The sequence below is a fragment of the Micromonospora sp. NPDC003776 genome, from assembly GCF_053605645.1.
In genome coordinates this window covers 1-15600 of record NZ_JBSGJR010000006.1, presented here as the reverse complement: position 1 = coordinate 15600, position 15600 = coordinate 1, and the positions used below count along the sequence as shown (strand labels likewise).

Sequence of the window (15600 nt, the reverse complement as noted above, 5' to 3'; positions counted from 1 at the left end):
GTCCAATCCAAACCCCCCGCCGCCCTCCCCACCCCCGCCGCCCCCCCCGCCGGCCGGTACCCCCCCCCACCGCCGCGCCCCCCCCCCCCCCGGCTCGGGGCGGGGGGGGCCCCCACGCCGGGCTGACCCGCCGGGCCCGCTCCCTGGCCAAGGCCGACTCCGGCCTCGGGCCCCACGACTGGCTCGGGCCAGCGCCGGCTTGAGGTAGCTCCGGAGGCGGACCCGTCTCCGGAGCCGCAGCCCTGGGGAGTGCCTTGAGCGCACATCCTGCGGGTCGCAGCCATCAACGCGCGTCTCGATGACCAGCAGCCCTCGCCAGTCCACGCTCGGGTTTACCCCTTCAGCAGCCGCGCCACATGTTCCACCAGTGCCGATCGGAACCCGTTATGCTCGGGAAGGTCGGTGCCGAAGATCTCCGGGACGTGCAGCAGCGAGTCGACGAGACGCTGGGGGTCGCTGTCAGCCGATGCCGCTGCCGCCTGCAGCCGATCGGCCATCGGGTCGTTCAGGGGAAGGTCTCGCCCCCGCACGTCGCGGCCCCGGGCCACGTACGCCATCCAGGCTGCGACGGCGAGGGTCGCGTACTGCGGCACCTTTCCGGCGGACAGGCGGTCGCGGACGGTGCCGAGCAGCCGGACGGGCAGCTTCTGCGATCCGTCCATGGCGACCTGCTGGGTGCGGTGTCGCAGCGCGGGGTTGGCGAAGCGGGTCAGTACCTGCCGCCGGTATTCGTCGAGATCCAGCCCTTCGGGTACCCGCAGGGTCGGTGCCACATCCTCGACCATGAGTGACGTGGCCGCGGCCGCGAGCCGGTCGTCGCCCAGCGCGGCCGCGATGGTGTCGTACCCGGCGAGGGCGCCCAGGTAGGCCAGCAGGGAGTGGCTCGCGTTGAGCATCCGCAGCTTCACCGCCTCCCAGGCGGCCACGTCGTCGGTCAGCACCGCGCCGGCGCGTTCCCAGGCGGGCCGGTCGGTCGCGAAGTCGTCCTCGATGACCCACTGGCTGAACGGCTCGGCGACCACGACGCCCCGGTCGTCGAGGCCCAGCACCCGGCGGACATCGGCGCGGTCGGCGTCGGTGGTGGCCGGCACGATCCGGTCGACCATGCAGGACGGGAAACGCACCGACGACGCGACCCAGTCGGCGAGCCCGGCCGCCTGCGACGGCGGCAGCGCGTCCACGAAGTCCTGCACCAGCCCACGCAACACCCGGCCGTTTCCGGTCAGGTTGTCGCAGGACAACACGGTGATCGGGGCCCCGCAGCGCGAATGGCGCCGGTGCAGCCCGCGCACCAGTTGACCCACGGTCGTCAGGGGCGGCCGGCCGGCGAGGTCCGCCGCCACCTCCGGATCGGCGCGGTCCAGCCCGCCGGCGCCGTCACGCCGGTATCCCTTCTCGGTCACGGTCAGCGTGACCAGGCGTACGGCGGGGTCGGAGATCAGGTCGACGACCGCCGCCGGGTCGGCGCCGCCGAAGATGACCTCCCGGACGCTGCCGACCACGCGCACCGACGCCGTGTCGGCAGCCCTTTCGAGCACCGAGTAGAGGCCGTCCTGCGGCATCAGCTGCTCGCGTACGGCGGCCGAGCGCTGGGTGACGCCTGCGATGCCCCAGTCGTCGCGGCCGGTCGCCGAGGCGGCCAGCTCGGTGAAGACGGCCTGGTGCGCCCGGTGGAATGCGCCGATCCCGAGGTGCACGATCCCGACGCGTAGTGCGCGCGGGTCGACGGCGGGGCCGGTCCAGCCCCGGCCCGGCCCGGTGACCCTGTCCAGTGCGTCCAGCCCGAGCCGCTGGACCGCCCCCACCTCCCCGCTCACAGCACCGCCCCGAGCTGCCACGGCACGATCTCCTCCCCGCCCAGGCCCATCTCCTCGCTGGCGGTCCGCCGCCCCGAGGCGACGTCCAGCAGCAGGTCGTACACCCGGCGGCCCATCTCCGGCAGCGGCACGCCCTGCTCGACCACCGGTGAGCAGTCCAAATCGATGTCGCCGGCCATCCGGGTGGCCAGCTCGGCGTTGGTGGCGAGCTTGACCGTCGGCACCGGCCGGCTGCCGAAGACCGAACCGCGGCCGGTGGTGAAGCAGATCAGGTTGGCCCCGCCGGCGACCATCCCGGTCACCGAAACCGGGTCGTATCCGGGGGTGTCCATGAACACCAGGCCCGGCCGGGGGATCTGCTCGCCGTACTCGCGGACGGCGGCCAGCGGGCTGTGGCCCGCCTTCGCCACCGCCCCCAGCGACTTTTCCAGGATGGTGGTGATGCCGCCGGCCTTGTTGCCCGGCGACGGGTTCGCGTCGAGTGTGGTGCCCTGCCCGCGGGTGTACTCCTCCCACCACCGGATGCGCGCCATCAGCGCGTCCGCCACTGCAGGGCTGGTGGCGCGTGCGGCCAGCAGGTGCTCCGCCCCGTACACCTCGGGGGTTTCACCCAGCACGCTGGTCGCGCCGGCGGCGACCAGCAGGTCCGACGCGACGCCGAGGGCCGGGTTCGCGGTCAGGCCGGACCAGCCGTCGGACCCGCCGCACTGCAAACCGAGCACCAGTTCCGCCACGTCGACCTCGGTACGCGCCGCGCCGGCCAGGTCGCCCATCATGCCGCGGACCAGTTCCACGCCGCGCTGCACGGCCGACGACGTCCCGCCCAGCTCCTGAATGGTGTACGACGACACCGGCACGTGGTCGGCGACGCCGAGGTCGGCCATCAGGCCGGCCACGGTGTTGACCTCGCAGCCGAGCCCGATCACCACCAGTCCGCCGATGTTCGGGTTGCGCGCGTACCCGGCCAGGGTGCGCCGTAGCAGGTCCCAGCCCTCGCCCTGGGCGGCCATGCCGCAGCCGGTGCCGTGGGTCAGGGCGACCACCCCGTCGACGCCGTCGACGTCCTCGGCCAGGTCCTCGGTGAGCCGGGCCACCTTGCGCGCTACGGTCGCCGAGCAGTTGACGGTGGTCAGGACCCCGATGTAGTTGCGGGTGGCCACCCGGCCGTCCGGCCGGCGGTAGCCGTGGAACGTGCGGCGCAGGTCGGCGGGCAGCCCCGCCGCGGACATCGGCGCCGTCTGCGCGGCCCGCGCGGCGGCGTCCTCCGGCATGCCGAGGTTGTGCACGTGCACGTGCTCGCCCGCCCGCACGTCGGTGAGGGTACGCCCGATGACCTGGCTGTATTTGCGCACCAGCGTCCCGGCGGGCAGGTCCCGCAGCGCGACCTTGTGCCCGGCGGGCAGGTCACCGCGCAGCGTCACCTCGCCGGCCCCGCGCACCGCGACGGCCGCCCCGCCCGGCATCGCCGTGGTCGCCACCGCGACGTCATCGCCCTCGTTCAGCACCACCAGGCTCATCCCGACACCTCCACTCCGGTTCGCGTGACCAGCCGGCGGGACTCGGCGAGTGCTGGCAAGTATCCCGTGCCGCCGTGGCCACGCAGCGACAGCGCGGCCGCGGCCGCGCCCAGCCGTACCGCGTCGGGCAGGCCGTCGCCGAGGGCCAGCCGGGCGGCGACGGTCCCGGCCAGCACGTCGCCGGCGCCGGTCTGGTCGACGATCTGCTCGGCGGGATACGCGGGAATCTCGGTCCGCTGCCCGCCGTCGTCCAGCAGCACACCGTCGGCGCCCCGGGTGAGGGCGACCGCTTCCGCGCCGAGCGCGCGGAACGCGGCGCACGTATCGCCGGGAACCGTCACCGTGGAGCCGAGCAGCGCCGCCGTCTCGCGCGGCCACGCTGGCGTGACCAGCCGCGCGTGCGGTGCCAGCGCCCGCAGGTGGCCGGCGGCGGTGTCCGCGTCGACGAGTCGTGGCCGCCAGTTGGGGTCGTAGATGAAGCATCGGGCGGCGCGCGCGGCCACCTGGACCGCCTCGAACGTCGTGGTGGAGATCGCGCACGCCACGCCGCTGGACAGCACCACACCCGCGCGCCCGGCGAGGTCCTGCGGCACATCGTCGGCAGACAGGCAGGAACCGGCGCTGCCACGCCGGACGTAGAGGAACTCCCGTTGTCCGGACGGGTCGGCGTGCTGCAGGTAGAGGCCGTGCTGACCGCGGGTGCGGATCAGGCGGGACGTGTCGACGCCGAGGCCGGCCACCCGCGCCACCAGCTCGTCGCCCAGCTCATCGTCGGGCACCCGGGCCAGTAGGCAGGTGTGCGCCCCGGCGGCCGCGGCGGCGGCCGCTGCGTTCAGCGCGTCTCCGGAGAAACCCAACCGCAACGTCGCGCCGTCGCGCAGCGGTTCCAGCGCGGTCAGTTCGACCAGGATCTCGCCGAGAACGAGCACGTCCGGGGCGGTGCCGCTGGTTACCACGGCTGCACCGTGCCGTTTTCGAGCCGATTCATCGCGGGGGAGTAGGGGAGGCGGGCTGCCGCCGCCTGGTCAAAGTTCACCCCGAGGGCTGGCACCTCGCCCGCGTGCAGGTTGCCGTCGGCGTCAGTGACCTTCATGCCGCTCCTCGAAGTCCGCCAGCAGCGACCGCAACCGGTCAGCTGCGCCCGGGCGTAGCAGGTCGCTGCCGACCCCGACTGCGCAGGCGCCGGCCCGCAGCCAGTCCGGCACCGCCTCAAGGACGATCCCGCCGGTGGGTACGAGGGCCGCGTCCGGCAGCAGTTGCCGCACGCTGACCAGGAAACCCGGGCCGCCGACGTGGGCGGGGAACACCTTCACCGGCCCCTGCGCGGCGGCCGCCGCCACCTCGCCCGGCGTGAACGCGCCCTCCAGAAAGGGCAGCCCCGCGATCTGCGCGACCGCCCGTACGTCGGGCGCCGGCCACGGGCTGACCAGAAACTGCGCGCCCGCCTCCACCGCCTGGGTGGCCAGCGCCCCGCTCGTGACGGTGCCGAGGCCGACCAGTGCTCCATTGGGCGCGCCGCGAAGTGCGTCCCGGACGGCGCTGGCCCAGCCCGGGGTCGTCGCGGTCAACTCGACCACCCGCAGACCGTGGCCGAACATCGTGGCGGTGGCGGCCGCGGCCTCGGCCGCAGTGGGCAGCCGGAGCACCGGCAGGACGCGCTGGTGCCGCAGCACGGCGATCAAGCCGCTCACGAGTCCGGCTCCTCCTTGACCCGGGCGACCAGCTGGGTCGGGTTGACGTAGCGCAGGCTGATCACGAGCAGCACCAGCATCATCGACGTGTAGATGATCGCCATCGCGTCGACCGACTGTTGGGCCCGGATGCCGGCCGCAGACATCGAGTAGTAGAGGGCGACGACGAGCGTCTGCGAGTCCGGGCCGGCGGTCAGGAAGGTCAGCTCGAACATGCCGACGGTCCGGACCAGGACGAGGATGGCCGAGGCGAGCATCCCGGGCAGCAGCAGCGGCGCCAGCACCCGAAGGAACACCGACCACAGCCCGGCGCCGCACATCCGGGCGGCGCTTTCGATCCGCGGGTCGATCTGCTCGATGAACGGCGTCATCGTGAGGATCACGAACGGCACCGACGGCACGAGGTTCGCCAGTACGACGCCCGAGAGGTGCCCGGCGAGGCCGAACTTGTACAGCACCGTCGCCAGCGGGATGCCGTAGGTGATCGGCGGCATCAGGATCGGCAGCAGGAAGACCAGGTACGCCAGCCGCTTGCCGGGGAAGTTGCGCCGGGCCAGCACGTACGCCGCCGGCACCCCGACCAGCAGCGACACGGCCACGACCAGCAGGGAGACCTGCAGGGTGACGACGATGACGTCGAAGAGCGCGAACTCGTTCCACGCCTGCCCGTACCACTTGGTGGTGTAGCCGTCCGGCAGCCAGGTGTCGAACCAGCGCTGGCCGAACGAGCTGACCAGGACGGATCCGACGACGCCGAGCAGGTTGAGGAAGAAGAAGACGACCGCGCCCCAGACCAGCCACGCGGCGGGACGCGCGACCAGCCGCCGCCGGGGCCGACCCCCGCCCGTGGTGGTGGCGCCGGGACGGATCTCGGTGACGGTGCTCATCAGCCCTTACCCCCCGTCGATCCGGTGTACAGCCGCGTGCGGCCCAGCAGCACCACCGCGATGACGGCCAGCTCGATCAGGCCCATGATCATGGCGATGGCGGACGCGTACGGGTAGTCGTACTGCTCGTAGGCCGCCTGGTATGCGGCGATGGAGATGACGCGGGTCTCGCCGGCCGGGTTGCCGACCAGCACGGCCGACGGGAACACGCTGAAGGCCAGCACGAACGTCAGGCAGAACGTGGTGGCCAGCCCCGGTGCCAGCAGCGGCAGGGTGATCATGCGGAACCGTTGCCACCAGCCCGCGCCCAGCGTGGCCGCCGCCCGCTCCAGCGTCGGGTCGATGCCGGTGAGGTAGGACAGCACGAGCAGGAAGGCGAAGGGGAACCCGGTGATGATGAGCGAGAAGAAGACGCCCCAGTAGTTGTGTACCAGCCGCACCGGTTCGTCGCTCAGGTGCAGCGCCATCAGCACCCGGTTGAACCAGCCGGTCGGGCCGAGGAAGTTGAGCAGTCCCTGGGCGGTCAGCACGGTGCCCAGCGTGATGGGTACGACCAGCAGGATGGTGACCAGTCGCTTGCCGCGGAACCGCCCCCGCATCCGGTAGGCGATCGGCACCGAGGCCAGCACGTTGAGCAGCGCCGCCGGCAGCGCGATACCCAGGGTGATCCACATCGTGTCCCGCTGGTACGCGTCGCCGAAGAAGCGCGCGTAGTCGCTGAGCGGGCCGCCCTTGGTGGGTTGGAAGGACAGGCCGAGCCCGTAGAAGAACGGGTAGAGGAACAGCAGGACGACGAAGAGCGCTGCTGGCACGAGCAGCCACAACTGCGCGTCGACGCCACGTTCGGCCAAGCGGTGCCGCCAGTGCGCCCGAGGAGACTCCGGCGCACCGGCGGACGGCGCCGGACGGGTAGCGGTGGCACTCATCCGACCAGCCCCGGTTCCTGCACCGCCGTGTCCACCGGCTCGCCGGGCGCCACGGCGGGCCGTTCGTGCGGGTCGGCCGGGAAGACCAGCAGCCGGTGCGGCGCCACGAGCAACGACACCGCGTCGCCGGGGGCGACGCGCTTCTCGGTGCGGACGTGGACCTGCAGGCCCGACGCGGTCCGGGCCTCAGCCGCCAACTCCCGGCCCTGGTACTCGACCACCTCGATCTCGGCGGCCACCCCGTCCGGCGCACCCGGGGCGTCCACCCGGACGTCCTCCGGGCGTACCCCGGCGACCACCGCGTCACCCGGGTCGATCTCACCGACCGGGTCGCCGACGAGCCGCAACCCGTCCGCCTCCACCGTCACCTGCCCGTCCTGCACCGATGTGGCGCGCGTCCGCCACAGGTTGCGGTAGCCCATGAAATCGGCGACGTGCCAGTTTCCCGGTCGGGTGTGCAGTTCCTGGGGCGACCCGATCTGCTGCACCCGGCCGCCCCGGAGCACGACCAGGCGGTCGGCCAGGGACAGCGCCTCCTCCTGGTCGTGCGTCACGTAGACCGTGGTCAACCCCAGCGACTGGTGCAGCCGGCGGATCTCGGTGCGCATCTCCAGCCGGAGCTTGGCGTCGAGGTTGCTCAACGGCTCGTCCATCAGCACCAGCGACGGTTCGAGCACGACCGCCCGCGCGATCGCCACCCGCTGCTGCTGCCCACCGGAGAGCTGGCCGGGCAGCTTGTCGGCGTGCTCCTCCAAGCGGACGAGACGGATCGCCTCCGCCGTACGCCGGCGGATCTCGTCCTTCGGCAGCCGCCGCATCCGCAGCCCGAACGCGACGTTGGCGCGCACGGACATGTGCGGGAACAGCGCGTAGCTCTGGAACACCATCCCGAAGCCGCGCCGTTCCGGCGGCAGGGTGTCGACCCGGCGCTCGTCCTGCCAGATGCTGCCCCCGGTCAGGGGCAGCAGTCCAGCCAGACAGTTCAGGGCGGTGGACTTACCGCACCCCGAGGGCCCGAGCAGGGCGATGAACTCACCGGCCCGGATGGTCAGGTTGAGGTCGCTGAGCGCGTCCTGGCTACCGAAGCGGCGCGACACACCGTCGAGCCGCAGTTCGGAGAAGCCTGACGTCCCCGTGGTCATCCCTGCTTCACCTTCCCGCCGCCGACCTCCCGGTCCCAGCGGTCGAACGCCGTGACCAGGGCCTTCGCGTCCAGCGGCACCTCGGTCGGGTTGTTGGCGATCAGCGCGTCGTACTCCGGCCGGCCGAAGTTCTTGATGGCGTCCTGGCTCTTCTGCGGCGCCATCGACAGCTCGACTCCCTTGACGGCCGGCCCCGGGTAGAAGTAGCCGTCGTCGAACGCCTTGGCCTGCTGCTCGGGCGTGAGCATGAACTTCAGCAGCGCGAGGACGGCGGCCTGGGTGTCGGTCGAGACCCCCTTCGGGATGACGGCGTAGTGCGCGTCGGTCACCCAGTGGAAGCCCCGCATCGGGCTGACCTTGGCCTCCTTGGGCACCGTTCCGAGCACCCGCGGGTTGATGTCCCAGCCGGTGGTGGAGGCGATCACGTCGACTGACCCGTTGGCGAGGTTCTTCATCGTCTCGGTCGTGCCGCTGGGGTAGTAGTCGACGTACTGGTTGAGCTCCTTCAGGTAGGCCCAGGTCTTGTCCCACCCGTTGACCGGGTCCTTCGGGTCCTTGTCCCCGAGGATGTAGGGCAGGCCCATCAGGAAGGTGCGTCCCGGCCCGGAGTTCGACGGGCGGGCGTACTGAACCTTGCCCTTGTGCGCCTTGGCGTAGGCGAGGAGTTCCTCCGCGCTGGTGGGCGGGTTCGGGACCTTCGCCGGCAGGTACTCCAGCAGCGGACCGGACGGGTAGTAGGTGACGGTGACGCCCGCGTTGCCGGCGAGCTTCTGCATGGCGGCGGCCGGTTCCTGGTAGTCCTTCATGCCGGGCAGCCGGTCGGCGTACGTGGGCAGCAGGTCCATCCACAGGTTCTGGTCGATGCCGGCCGCGAGGCCGTCCACGCCGGTCAGGACCAGGCCGATGTCGACCCGGTTGGCGTTCTGCTGGGCCTTGATCTTGCCGGCCAGCTCAGGGGCGGGCGACTTGGAGTAGGTGACCCGGGAGATGATGTCCGGGTTCTTCTGCACGAACTCGTCGATCATCCCCTGCGTCAGCTGCAGGTTGCCCGCCACGTCCAGGACGTTGAGGGTGACGGCCTTCTTCGGCTTGTCCGGGACGGGGCCGGTGCTGTCGCCGCTGTTGCCACCGGAGGCGTCCGGCGCTCCACAGCCGACGGCGAAGGTGAGCACGGACGATGCGGTGGCGATCAGAGCGCTCCGCCGAGTGATGCCCATGAGAGGTCCCTTTCTCGGTCACCCCTGGAACGCGAGACCGTGGCCCTGCGCGCCCCAGGGGAGGTGGTGGTGGTCAGATGGTCGGCGCGACCCCGGTGGAGCCGCGCACGAGAAGTTCGGTCGGCAGTTCCCGGCGCGTGTTGCGCACGCTGCCGGGCTGCAGCAGCAGGGTCAGCAGCAGGTCGACCGCGGCGCGTCCGGCCTGTTCCTTGGCGACGGAGACGGTGGTGAGCGCCGGGGAGGACATCGTGGACATCTGGATGTTGTCGACGCCGATCACGCTGATGTCCTGCGGCACGTGGACGCCGCGGTCGCGTAGGCGGCTGAGCAGGCCGAGGGCCATCACGTCGTTGTAGGCGATGACGGAGGTGACACCGGAGGCGATGACGAGATCCGCCGCCGCAATGCCACCCTCGAAGTACGGCGGGAAGTGGCCGGCGACGAACAGTTCCATCCCCGCAGCGGTGGTCGCGCTGCGCAGGGCGCGCACCCGGTCCCGGTTGGACCAGGAGGCACGCGGCCCGCCGACCCAGGCGACCCGCTGGTGTCCGAGTGCCTGGAGATGGGCGACGGCCTGCCGCACGCCGTCGGCGCTGTCGAAGACGATGGACGGGATGTTGCCGAAGCGACGGTTGACCATGACGAGCGTGGTGTGCTCGGCCAGGTCCCGGATCTCGTCCTCGCGCGCCCGTGGGGAGCAGAGAATGAGCCCGTCGACCTGCTTGGCGAGGGCGCGGACCAGCCCGACCTCGGCGGCCGGGTCCTCGTCGGTGTCGGCGAGGAACACGGCGTAGTCCGCCTCCCGCGCCTTGGCCTGCACGCCCTTCACCACGCTGGGGAAGAAGGGGTTGGCCAGGTCCGGAACGATCAGCCCCAGGTTGCCGGTGCGGCCGGTGATCAGACCTCGAGCGGCGCGGTTGGGTGCGTAACCGAGTCGCTCCGCCGTCCGCAGGACCCGCTCACGGGTGGCGGCGTTGACCATCTCGGGCGTGGACAGCGCCCGGGACACCGTCGAGGCCGACACACCGGCCTCGCGCGCCACCTCTCGGATCGTCGCTCGCACGGCTTGCCTCCTCGGTCCCGTGAACGGCGTGCCTCGCAGTCTGAAACCGATTGCAGTCTTGTGTCAATACTCGGCTACTTGAATGTTTCCGGTCCTCGATGATGCCGCTCTTGTACGCCGACGACCCCGGGTGCAATCCTTTGCAGAAGTTGTTCCGCCCTAGGCGCCAAGGAGAGTTGCGTGGCACAGCTGCGTCTGCATCCCGACCGAGCCCTGCCAGCCGGAGACGACGTGCGCGCGGTCGCCCGCCGGATCTACCAGTCGACCCAGGGGCTTCCGCTGCTGTGCATGCACGGGCACGTCGACGCCGCGGTGTTCGCCGACGACGCGCGCTTCTCCGACCCGGCCCACCTGCTGGTCGTCCCCGACCACTACGTGACCCGGATGCTGGTCTCCCAGGGCGTGGCGCTGGAGGACCTCGGCGTCGCCCGGGTCGACGGCGGCGCGGTCGAGACCGACCCCCGGCAGATCTGGCGGCGCTTCTGCGCCCACTGGCACCTCTTCCGCGGCACCCCCAGCCGCTACTGGCTCGAACACGAGATCGCCGAGGTGCTCAAGATCGACGTGGCCCCCGGACCGGACACCGCCGATCTGCTCTACGACCTCATCGAGGCCCGCCTGGCCGAGCCCGGGTTCCGGCCCCGGGCGCTCCTGGACACCTTCAACATCGAGCTGATCTCCACCACCGATCCCGCCACCTCCCCGCTCGCCGACCATGCCCGGCTCGCGGACGCGGGATTCGGCGCGCGGATCGTCCCGACGTTCCGCCCCGACGCGCTGACCCACGTCAACACCGCCGGCTGGGCCGCTCGGGTGCGCCAGCTCCAGGAGCTCTCCGGCGCGGACACCGGGGACTACGACGGATTCCTCGCGGCGCTGCGCAGCCGGCGGGAAGCGTTCATCGCGGCCGGGGCGCGGGCCACCGACCACGGGCACCTCACCGCCACCATCGAGCCCCTGCCGGCCGGCGAGGCGAGGCGGATCTACCGCGAGGCGTGCCAGGGCGGCGTCAGCGCCGAGGCGGCCGCCGCCTTCGCCGGCCACCTGCTGTACGAGATGGCCCGGATGTCCTGCGACGACGGGCTGGTCATGCAGATCCACCCCGGAGTGCGACGAGACTACGACGACGCCATTCACGCCGCGTTCGGCTCCGACAAGGGATTCGACATCCCGGTGGCGACCGAGTTCACCCGGGCGCTGCGGCCGGTGCTCAACGACTTCGGACACGACCCGAGGTTCCGGCTCGTGCTCTTCACCGTCGACGAGTCCGTCTACTCCCGCGAGCTCGCCCCGCTCGCCGGGGTCTACCCGTCGGTCCGGCTCGGGGCGCCGTGGTGGTTCCTCGACAGCCCCGACGGCATGCGCCGCTTCCGGGAACTCGTGACCGAGACCGCGGGCTTCTACAACACCTCGGGCTTCGTCGACGACACCCGCGCGTTCCTGTCCATCCCGGCGCGGCACGACCTCGCCCGGCGCATCGACGCCGGCTACCTGGCCCGCCTCGTCGTGGAGCACCGGCTCGCCGAGGAGGAGGCCGTCGAGACGGCCGTCGACCTGGCGTACCGCCTGCCGCAGCAGGCGTACGCTCCCGCGCGCCCGGCCGCGTGAGGCAGGCCCCGCTGACCGCAACACCTCCCGGCCCGGTCAGCCGGCAGGTCGTCGCGACGATTCCGCCCGCAGTGCGCAGGGGAGACTTCTGACCGTCGTGAACTACGCGCGTTGACGTGCCGGTGGCGCCGTGGACTCCCGGACCACGAGACGGGTCGGCAGGACCGGCGAGGCGCCCCGGTGCGCCGGCACTCCCCGCAGCTGAGCGAGCAACTCGCGCACCGCCGCGGTGCCCAGCGCACGCAGCGGAGCGGCGACGGTCGTCAACGCCGGGCTGCAGAAGTCAGCGCCGAAAATGTTGTCGAAGCCGACGACGCTCACCTGCTCCGGTACCCGGACGCCGGCCCGCTGCAGGCCGCGCAGCACACCGATCGCCAGCAGGTCGTTGTAGGCCACCACCGCAGTCGTCGGGTTGGCCCGCAGGTCGTGGACCGCCGCCGTTCCCCCCGCCACCGTCGGCGGGTACGGGCCCAGGCGCCGGACCTTCAGGTTCAGCTCCACCGTGGCCTCGCGTAGCGACGTCCAGCGCATGCCGTCCGCCCAGGACGCCTCGGGACCGGCGAGGTAGGTGATCGAGCGGTGCCCGAGCGCCGCCAGGTGCTCGGCAGCACGTCGCATGCCGCGAGCATTGTCGATGGTCACGCTGGCCACGTCGGCGACGGACCGGTTGAGCACCACCATGGGCCGTTGTTTGGCCACCATCCGGATCGCCGAATCCGACATGCGGGACGTGCCGAGAACGAACCCCTCCACGATGGGTACCGCGCGCTCGATGGCCTCCCGCTCGAGCCGCGCCTGCTCCTGCGTGTCGGTGAGCAGCATCGTGAAGGACGCTTCGGCGGCCGCCGCCTCCGCGCCCCGGATGACCTCGAAGTACACCGGGTTGGTGACGTCCGGGACCACGAGCCCGATCATCGAGGTGCGGCCCGTCGGCAGCGCCCGGGCGATCGGATTCGCCCGGTAGCCCAGCCGTGCGGCAGCCTGACGGATCCGCTCGGCCGTGTCAGCGTTCACCCGGCCCGGCCGCGAAAACGCCCTCGACACCGTCGACGGCGCCACGCCGCACTCGCGGGCGACGTCGTAGATCGTCGGCGCCGGCGCAGGGTGCCGCTGTTCAGGGACCACAGGCACCTCCTGGTGGATGCACGGCCGATGTTCGCACCCGCGGACCCGAAGCGCCACGGCCCGCAGCCCACCGGAACGCGCCACGAGCGGCGGGCCTGCTCCGATCGACGACAACATATGGCAACCGATTGCCGTCACGCCGGGGCGCTGCTCAACTGACAGTCACGACCCGCCAGCGAGCAGCCGGGCAGCTCGGCCGACCGCCCCGGCCTGCCGCTCCCATCGCGCTGGTCGATCAGGGGGAGCAGGCGGCCACTCTGACGCCCTCTCCGCCTGCCCGCTCTCGTTCTTCTCGCCGGAAACCCGCCGGAAGATGGAGGTTCATGTGAGAACACCACGCAGACTGCTCTCGGGCATGCTGAGTCTGGGCCTGGTCGCCGCCGGAGTCGTCGGCGCGGCGTCGCCGTCGGCGGCGGCGGACCTACCCTGGATGGACCGGTCGCTCGCACCGCAGGTACGCGCGGAGCTGCTCATCAACGCGATGACGTTCGAGCAGAAGGTCCAGCAGATCGCGATGAAGCCGGTGCCGAACACCAACATCCCCGGCTGCGACTTCTCACCAGGGGGCCGGCACGTGGAGGGGATCGCGGAACTGCGGATCCCGACGTTGCGGATGACCAACGGCCCGTTCGGTGGCGGCGACTGCCTGGTGGCGCCCACGTCCACCGGCCTGACCAGCGCGTTGTCGGTCGCCTCGTCCTGGGACCCCAAGGCCTCCGCCACGTGGGGCGACATCCTCGGCGAGGAAACCCGCGCCAGCGCCCACAACGTGCTGTTGACCCCCGGCATCAACCTGGGACGGATCGCCAACGCCGGCCGCAACTTCGAGTACTTCGGCGAGGACCCGTACCTCGCCGGGGTCATGTCGGTCGCCCAGGTCAACGCGGTACAGGCGCACGGCGTGCAGTCGGTCGCCAAGCACTACGCGGCGAACGAGCAGGAAACCCAGCGGCAGCGCATGGACACCGTCGTCGACGACCGCACGATGCACGAGCTGTACCTGCTGCCGTTCGAGATGACCGCCCGGGACGCGAACCTGGCGTCGGTCATGTGCTCCTACCCGCACCTGAACGGCGTGTACGCCTGCGAGAACACGACGCTGCTGAAGGACTGGCTCCGCGGCGACCTGGGCTTCGACGGATACGTCATGTCCGACCGCGGCGCCACCCACAGCACCGCCCCGGCGATCAAGGCCGGACTCGACCTCGAGTTCGCCAGCCCCCGCTGGTTCACCCCCGAGCTGATCCGCGCCGCCCTCGACGCCGGCGACATCGTCATCGGCGACATCGACCAGATGCTTCGCCGCCGCTACACGGTGATGTTCGAGCTCGGCCAGTTCGACGATCCCGTCGACTCGCTCACACCCATCGACTTCGCCACCAACGGGCAACGGGTGCGGGACCTCGGGGAGCAGGGCAGCGTGCTGCTGAAGAACGGGCACCACACCCTGCCCCTGGCCGCGAAGGCGCTCGACTCCGTGGCGTTGATCGGCCCGGACGCCTTCGCCGGCCAAGCCAAGTTCAACTCCCAGGGTCCCTCGGACACCATCGTGGTGACCGCGCCGTACACGGTGACCCCGCAGCAGGGCCTGGAGAACTCGCTGCACACCCTCGGTTCATCCGCGGCCGTCACGTACAACAACGGAACCGACCTCGCCGCCGCGGCGGCTCTGGCCGCCCGGTCGGACGTCGCCGTCGTCATGGTCGGTGACTTCTCCCGCGAGGGAGTCGACCGGCCCAGCCTGTCACTCCCGGTGGTCAACGGGGTCGACCAGAACGCACTCATCTCGGCCGTCGTGGCCGCCAACCCGAACACCGTCGTCGTGCTCAAGGACGGCGGCCCGGTGCTGATGCCGTGGCTGGACAAGGTGCCGGCGGTGCTTGAGGCGTGGTACCCGGCTCAGGAGGACGGCAACATCGTCGCCGATCTGCTGTTCGGCGTCGCCAACCCGTCCGGCAAGCTGCCGATCACCTTCCCCAGCCAGGAACGGGAGGGCGCGAACGCCACGCCGGAACAGTGGCCCGGCGTGGACCCCGACGGCGACGGCAACCTCACCGCCACCTACAGCGAAGGCCTGAAGATGGGCTACCGCTGGTACGACGCGAACAATGCGAAGCCGGCCTTCCCGTTCGGATTCGGCCTCTCCTACACCGACTTCGAAATGTCGAAGCTCGTGGTCACGCCACAGACGACCGACGGCACCAAACCCATCCAGGTCCAGTTCTTCGTCGAGAACACGGGACACGTGGCGGGCGCCGAGGTCGCCCAGGTCTACCTCCGTCTGCCCTCTGGCGCCGCAGAACCGGCCAAGCGGCTCGTGGCGTTCGAGAAGGTCCAGCTCAATCCCGGGGAGAAGAAGCGGGTCCAGTTGACGATCGACCCGGCCGCCTCGAACCACCCGCTGTCGGTGTGGGACACCCCGAACGACGCGTGGACGACCGTCGACGGGACCTACCAGATCTACGTCGGCAACTCCTCGGCCAACCTGCCGCTCACCGACTCGATCACGCTGCGCCAGCCACCTGGCCACTGACCTGCGCTAACCACGTGGCGGGTGGGGCCCCCCCCCGGGGGGGGGCCACCCCCCCGGACGAGAACACCACCCCA

13 protein-coding genes are annotated in these 15600 nt (G+C 71.5%); 2 read left to right on the top strand and 11 right to left on the bottom strand.

The genetic code is table 11. The features are described from left to right. Positions 1-332 precede the first annotated feature (332 nt). The 10 genes from ACWEVO_RS01115 to ACWEVO_RS01070 all read right to left on the bottom strand — a co-directional run bounded on the left by ACWEVO_RS01115 (position 333) and on the right by ACWEVO_RS01070 (position 10260). Positions 333-1817 (bottom strand): mannitol dehydrogenase family protein, encoded by a 1485-nt coding sequence (locus ACWEVO_RS01115; protein ID WP_452305529.1) that lies wholly within the window; start codon positions 1815-1817, stop codon positions 333-335. Further along, complete coding sequence (locus ACWEVO_RS01110; protein ID WP_452305528.1) at positions 1814-3334, bottom strand: UxaA family hydrolase; 1521 nt, start codon at positions 3332-3334, stop codon at positions 1814-1816. Before ACWEVO_RS01110 ends, ACWEVO_RS01115 begins: the two co-directional genes overlap by 4 nt. Next, entirely contained in the window at positions 3331-4290 is a 960-nt protein-coding gene (locus ACWEVO_RS01105; RefSeq protein WP_452305527.1) for a sugar kinase, read from the bottom strand. The genes ACWEVO_RS01110 and ACWEVO_RS01105 overlap by 4 nt, the downstream gene beginning before the upstream one ends. Beyond that, positions 4284-4427: a hypothetical protein gene (locus tag ACWEVO_RS01100; protein WP_452305526.1), complete on the bottom strand. Its 144-nt coding sequence runs from the start codon at positions 4425-4427 to the stop codon at positions 4284-4286. Before ACWEVO_RS01100 ends, ACWEVO_RS01105 begins: the two co-directional genes overlap by 7 nt. After that, positions 4414-5025: a bifunctional 4-hydroxy-2-oxoglutarate aldolase/2-dehydro-3-deoxy-phosphogluconate aldolase gene (locus tag ACWEVO_RS01095; RefSeq protein ID WP_452305525.1), complete on the bottom strand. Its 612-nt coding sequence runs from the start codon at positions 5023-5025 to the stop codon at positions 4414-4416. The genes ACWEVO_RS01100 and ACWEVO_RS01095 overlap by 14 nt, the downstream gene beginning before the upstream one ends. Next, positions 5022-5912 carry an ABC transporter permease gene (locus ACWEVO_RS01090; RefSeq protein WP_452305524.1) on the bottom strand — a complete coding sequence of 297 codons (891 nt, stop codon included), beginning with the start codon at positions 5910-5912 and terminating at the stop codon, positions 5022-5024. Before ACWEVO_RS01090 ends, ACWEVO_RS01095 begins: the two co-directional genes overlap by 4 nt. Continuing rightward, the gene (locus ACWEVO_RS01085; RefSeq protein ID WP_452305523.1) at positions 5912-6838 is read right to left on the bottom strand and encodes an ABC transporter permease; all 927 of its coding nucleotides are present in this window, start codon (positions 6836-6838) and stop codon (positions 5912-5914) included. Before ACWEVO_RS01085 ends, ACWEVO_RS01090 begins: the two co-directional genes overlap by 1 nt. Then, positions 6835-7980, bottom strand: coding sequence for an ABC transporter ATP-binding protein (locus ACWEVO_RS01080; RefSeq protein WP_452305522.1), 1146 nt, complete (start codon positions 7978-7980; stop codon positions 6835-6837). Before ACWEVO_RS01080 ends, ACWEVO_RS01085 begins: the two co-directional genes overlap by 4 nt. Then, a complete protein-coding gene (locus ACWEVO_RS01075; RefSeq protein ID WP_452305521.1) occupies positions 7977-9197 on the bottom strand; it encodes an extracellular solute-binding protein in 1221 nt (406 codons plus the stop codon). Before ACWEVO_RS01075 ends, ACWEVO_RS01080 begins: the two co-directional genes overlap by 4 nt. A 73-nt stretch (positions 9198-9270) precedes the next feature. Continuing rightward, on the bottom strand, positions 9271-10260 hold the full coding sequence (locus tag ACWEVO_RS01070) for a LacI family DNA-binding transcriptional regulator (RefSeq protein ID WP_452305520.1): 990 nt from the start codon (positions 10258-10260) through the stop codon (positions 9271-9273). Positions 10261-10440: 180 nt separating this feature from the next. Between ACWEVO_RS01070 and uxaC the strand changes: the two genes are divergently transcribed. Next, positions 10441-11868, top strand: coding sequence for a glucuronate isomerase (uxaC, locus tag ACWEVO_RS01065; protein ID WP_452305519.1), 1428 nt, complete (start codon positions 10441-10443; stop codon positions 11866-11868). A gap of 102 nt (positions 11869-11970) precedes the next feature. On the opposite strand, the gene ACWEVO_RS01060 is transcribed toward uxaC, so the two are convergent. After that, complete coding sequence (locus ACWEVO_RS01060) at positions 11971-12993, bottom strand: LacI family DNA-binding transcriptional regulator (RefSeq protein WP_452305518.1); 1023 nt, start codon at positions 12991-12993, stop codon at positions 11971-11973. 355 nt (positions 12994-13348) lie between these two features. Here ACWEVO_RS01060 and ACWEVO_RS01055 point away from each other — a divergent pair, with 355 nt between their 5' ends. Further along, positions 13349-15526, top strand: coding sequence for a beta-glucosidase (locus ACWEVO_RS01055; protein WP_452305517.1), 2178 nt, complete (start codon positions 13349-13351; stop codon positions 15524-15526). Positions 15527-15600 lie beyond the last annotated feature (74 nt).

Excerpts from the sequence above, each read along its gene's own strand:
- ACWEVO_RS01110 (WP_452305528.1), bottom strand. The coding sequence starts at position 3,334 with ATGAGCCTGGTGGTGCTGAACGAGGGCGATGACGTCGCGGTGGCGACC.
- ACWEVO_RS01085 (WP_452305523.1), bottom strand. The coding sequence starts at position 6,838 with ATGAGTGCCACCGCTACCCGTCCGGCGCCGTCCGCCGGTGCGCCGGAG.
- ACWEVO_RS01100 (WP_452305526.1), bottom strand. The coding sequence starts at position 4,427 with ATGAAGGTCACTGACGCCGACGGCAACCTGCACGCGGGCGAGGTGCCA.
- ACWEVO_RS01090 (WP_452305524.1), bottom strand. The coding sequence starts at position 5,912 with ATGAGCACCGTCACCGAGATCCGTCCCGGCGCCACCACCACGGGCGGG.
- ACWEVO_RS01075 (WP_452305521.1), bottom strand. The coding sequence starts at position 9,197 with ATGGGCATCACTCGGCGGAGCGCTCTGATCGCCACCGCATCGTCCGTG.
- ACWEVO_RS01080 (WP_452305522.1), bottom strand. The coding sequence starts at position 7,980 with ATGACCACGGGGACGTCAGGCTTCTCCGAACTGCGGCTCGACGGTGTG.
- ACWEVO_RS01055 (WP_452305517.1), top strand. The coding sequence starts at position 13,349 with ATGCTGAGTCTGGGCCTGGTCGCCGCCGGAGTCGTCGGCGCGGCGTCG.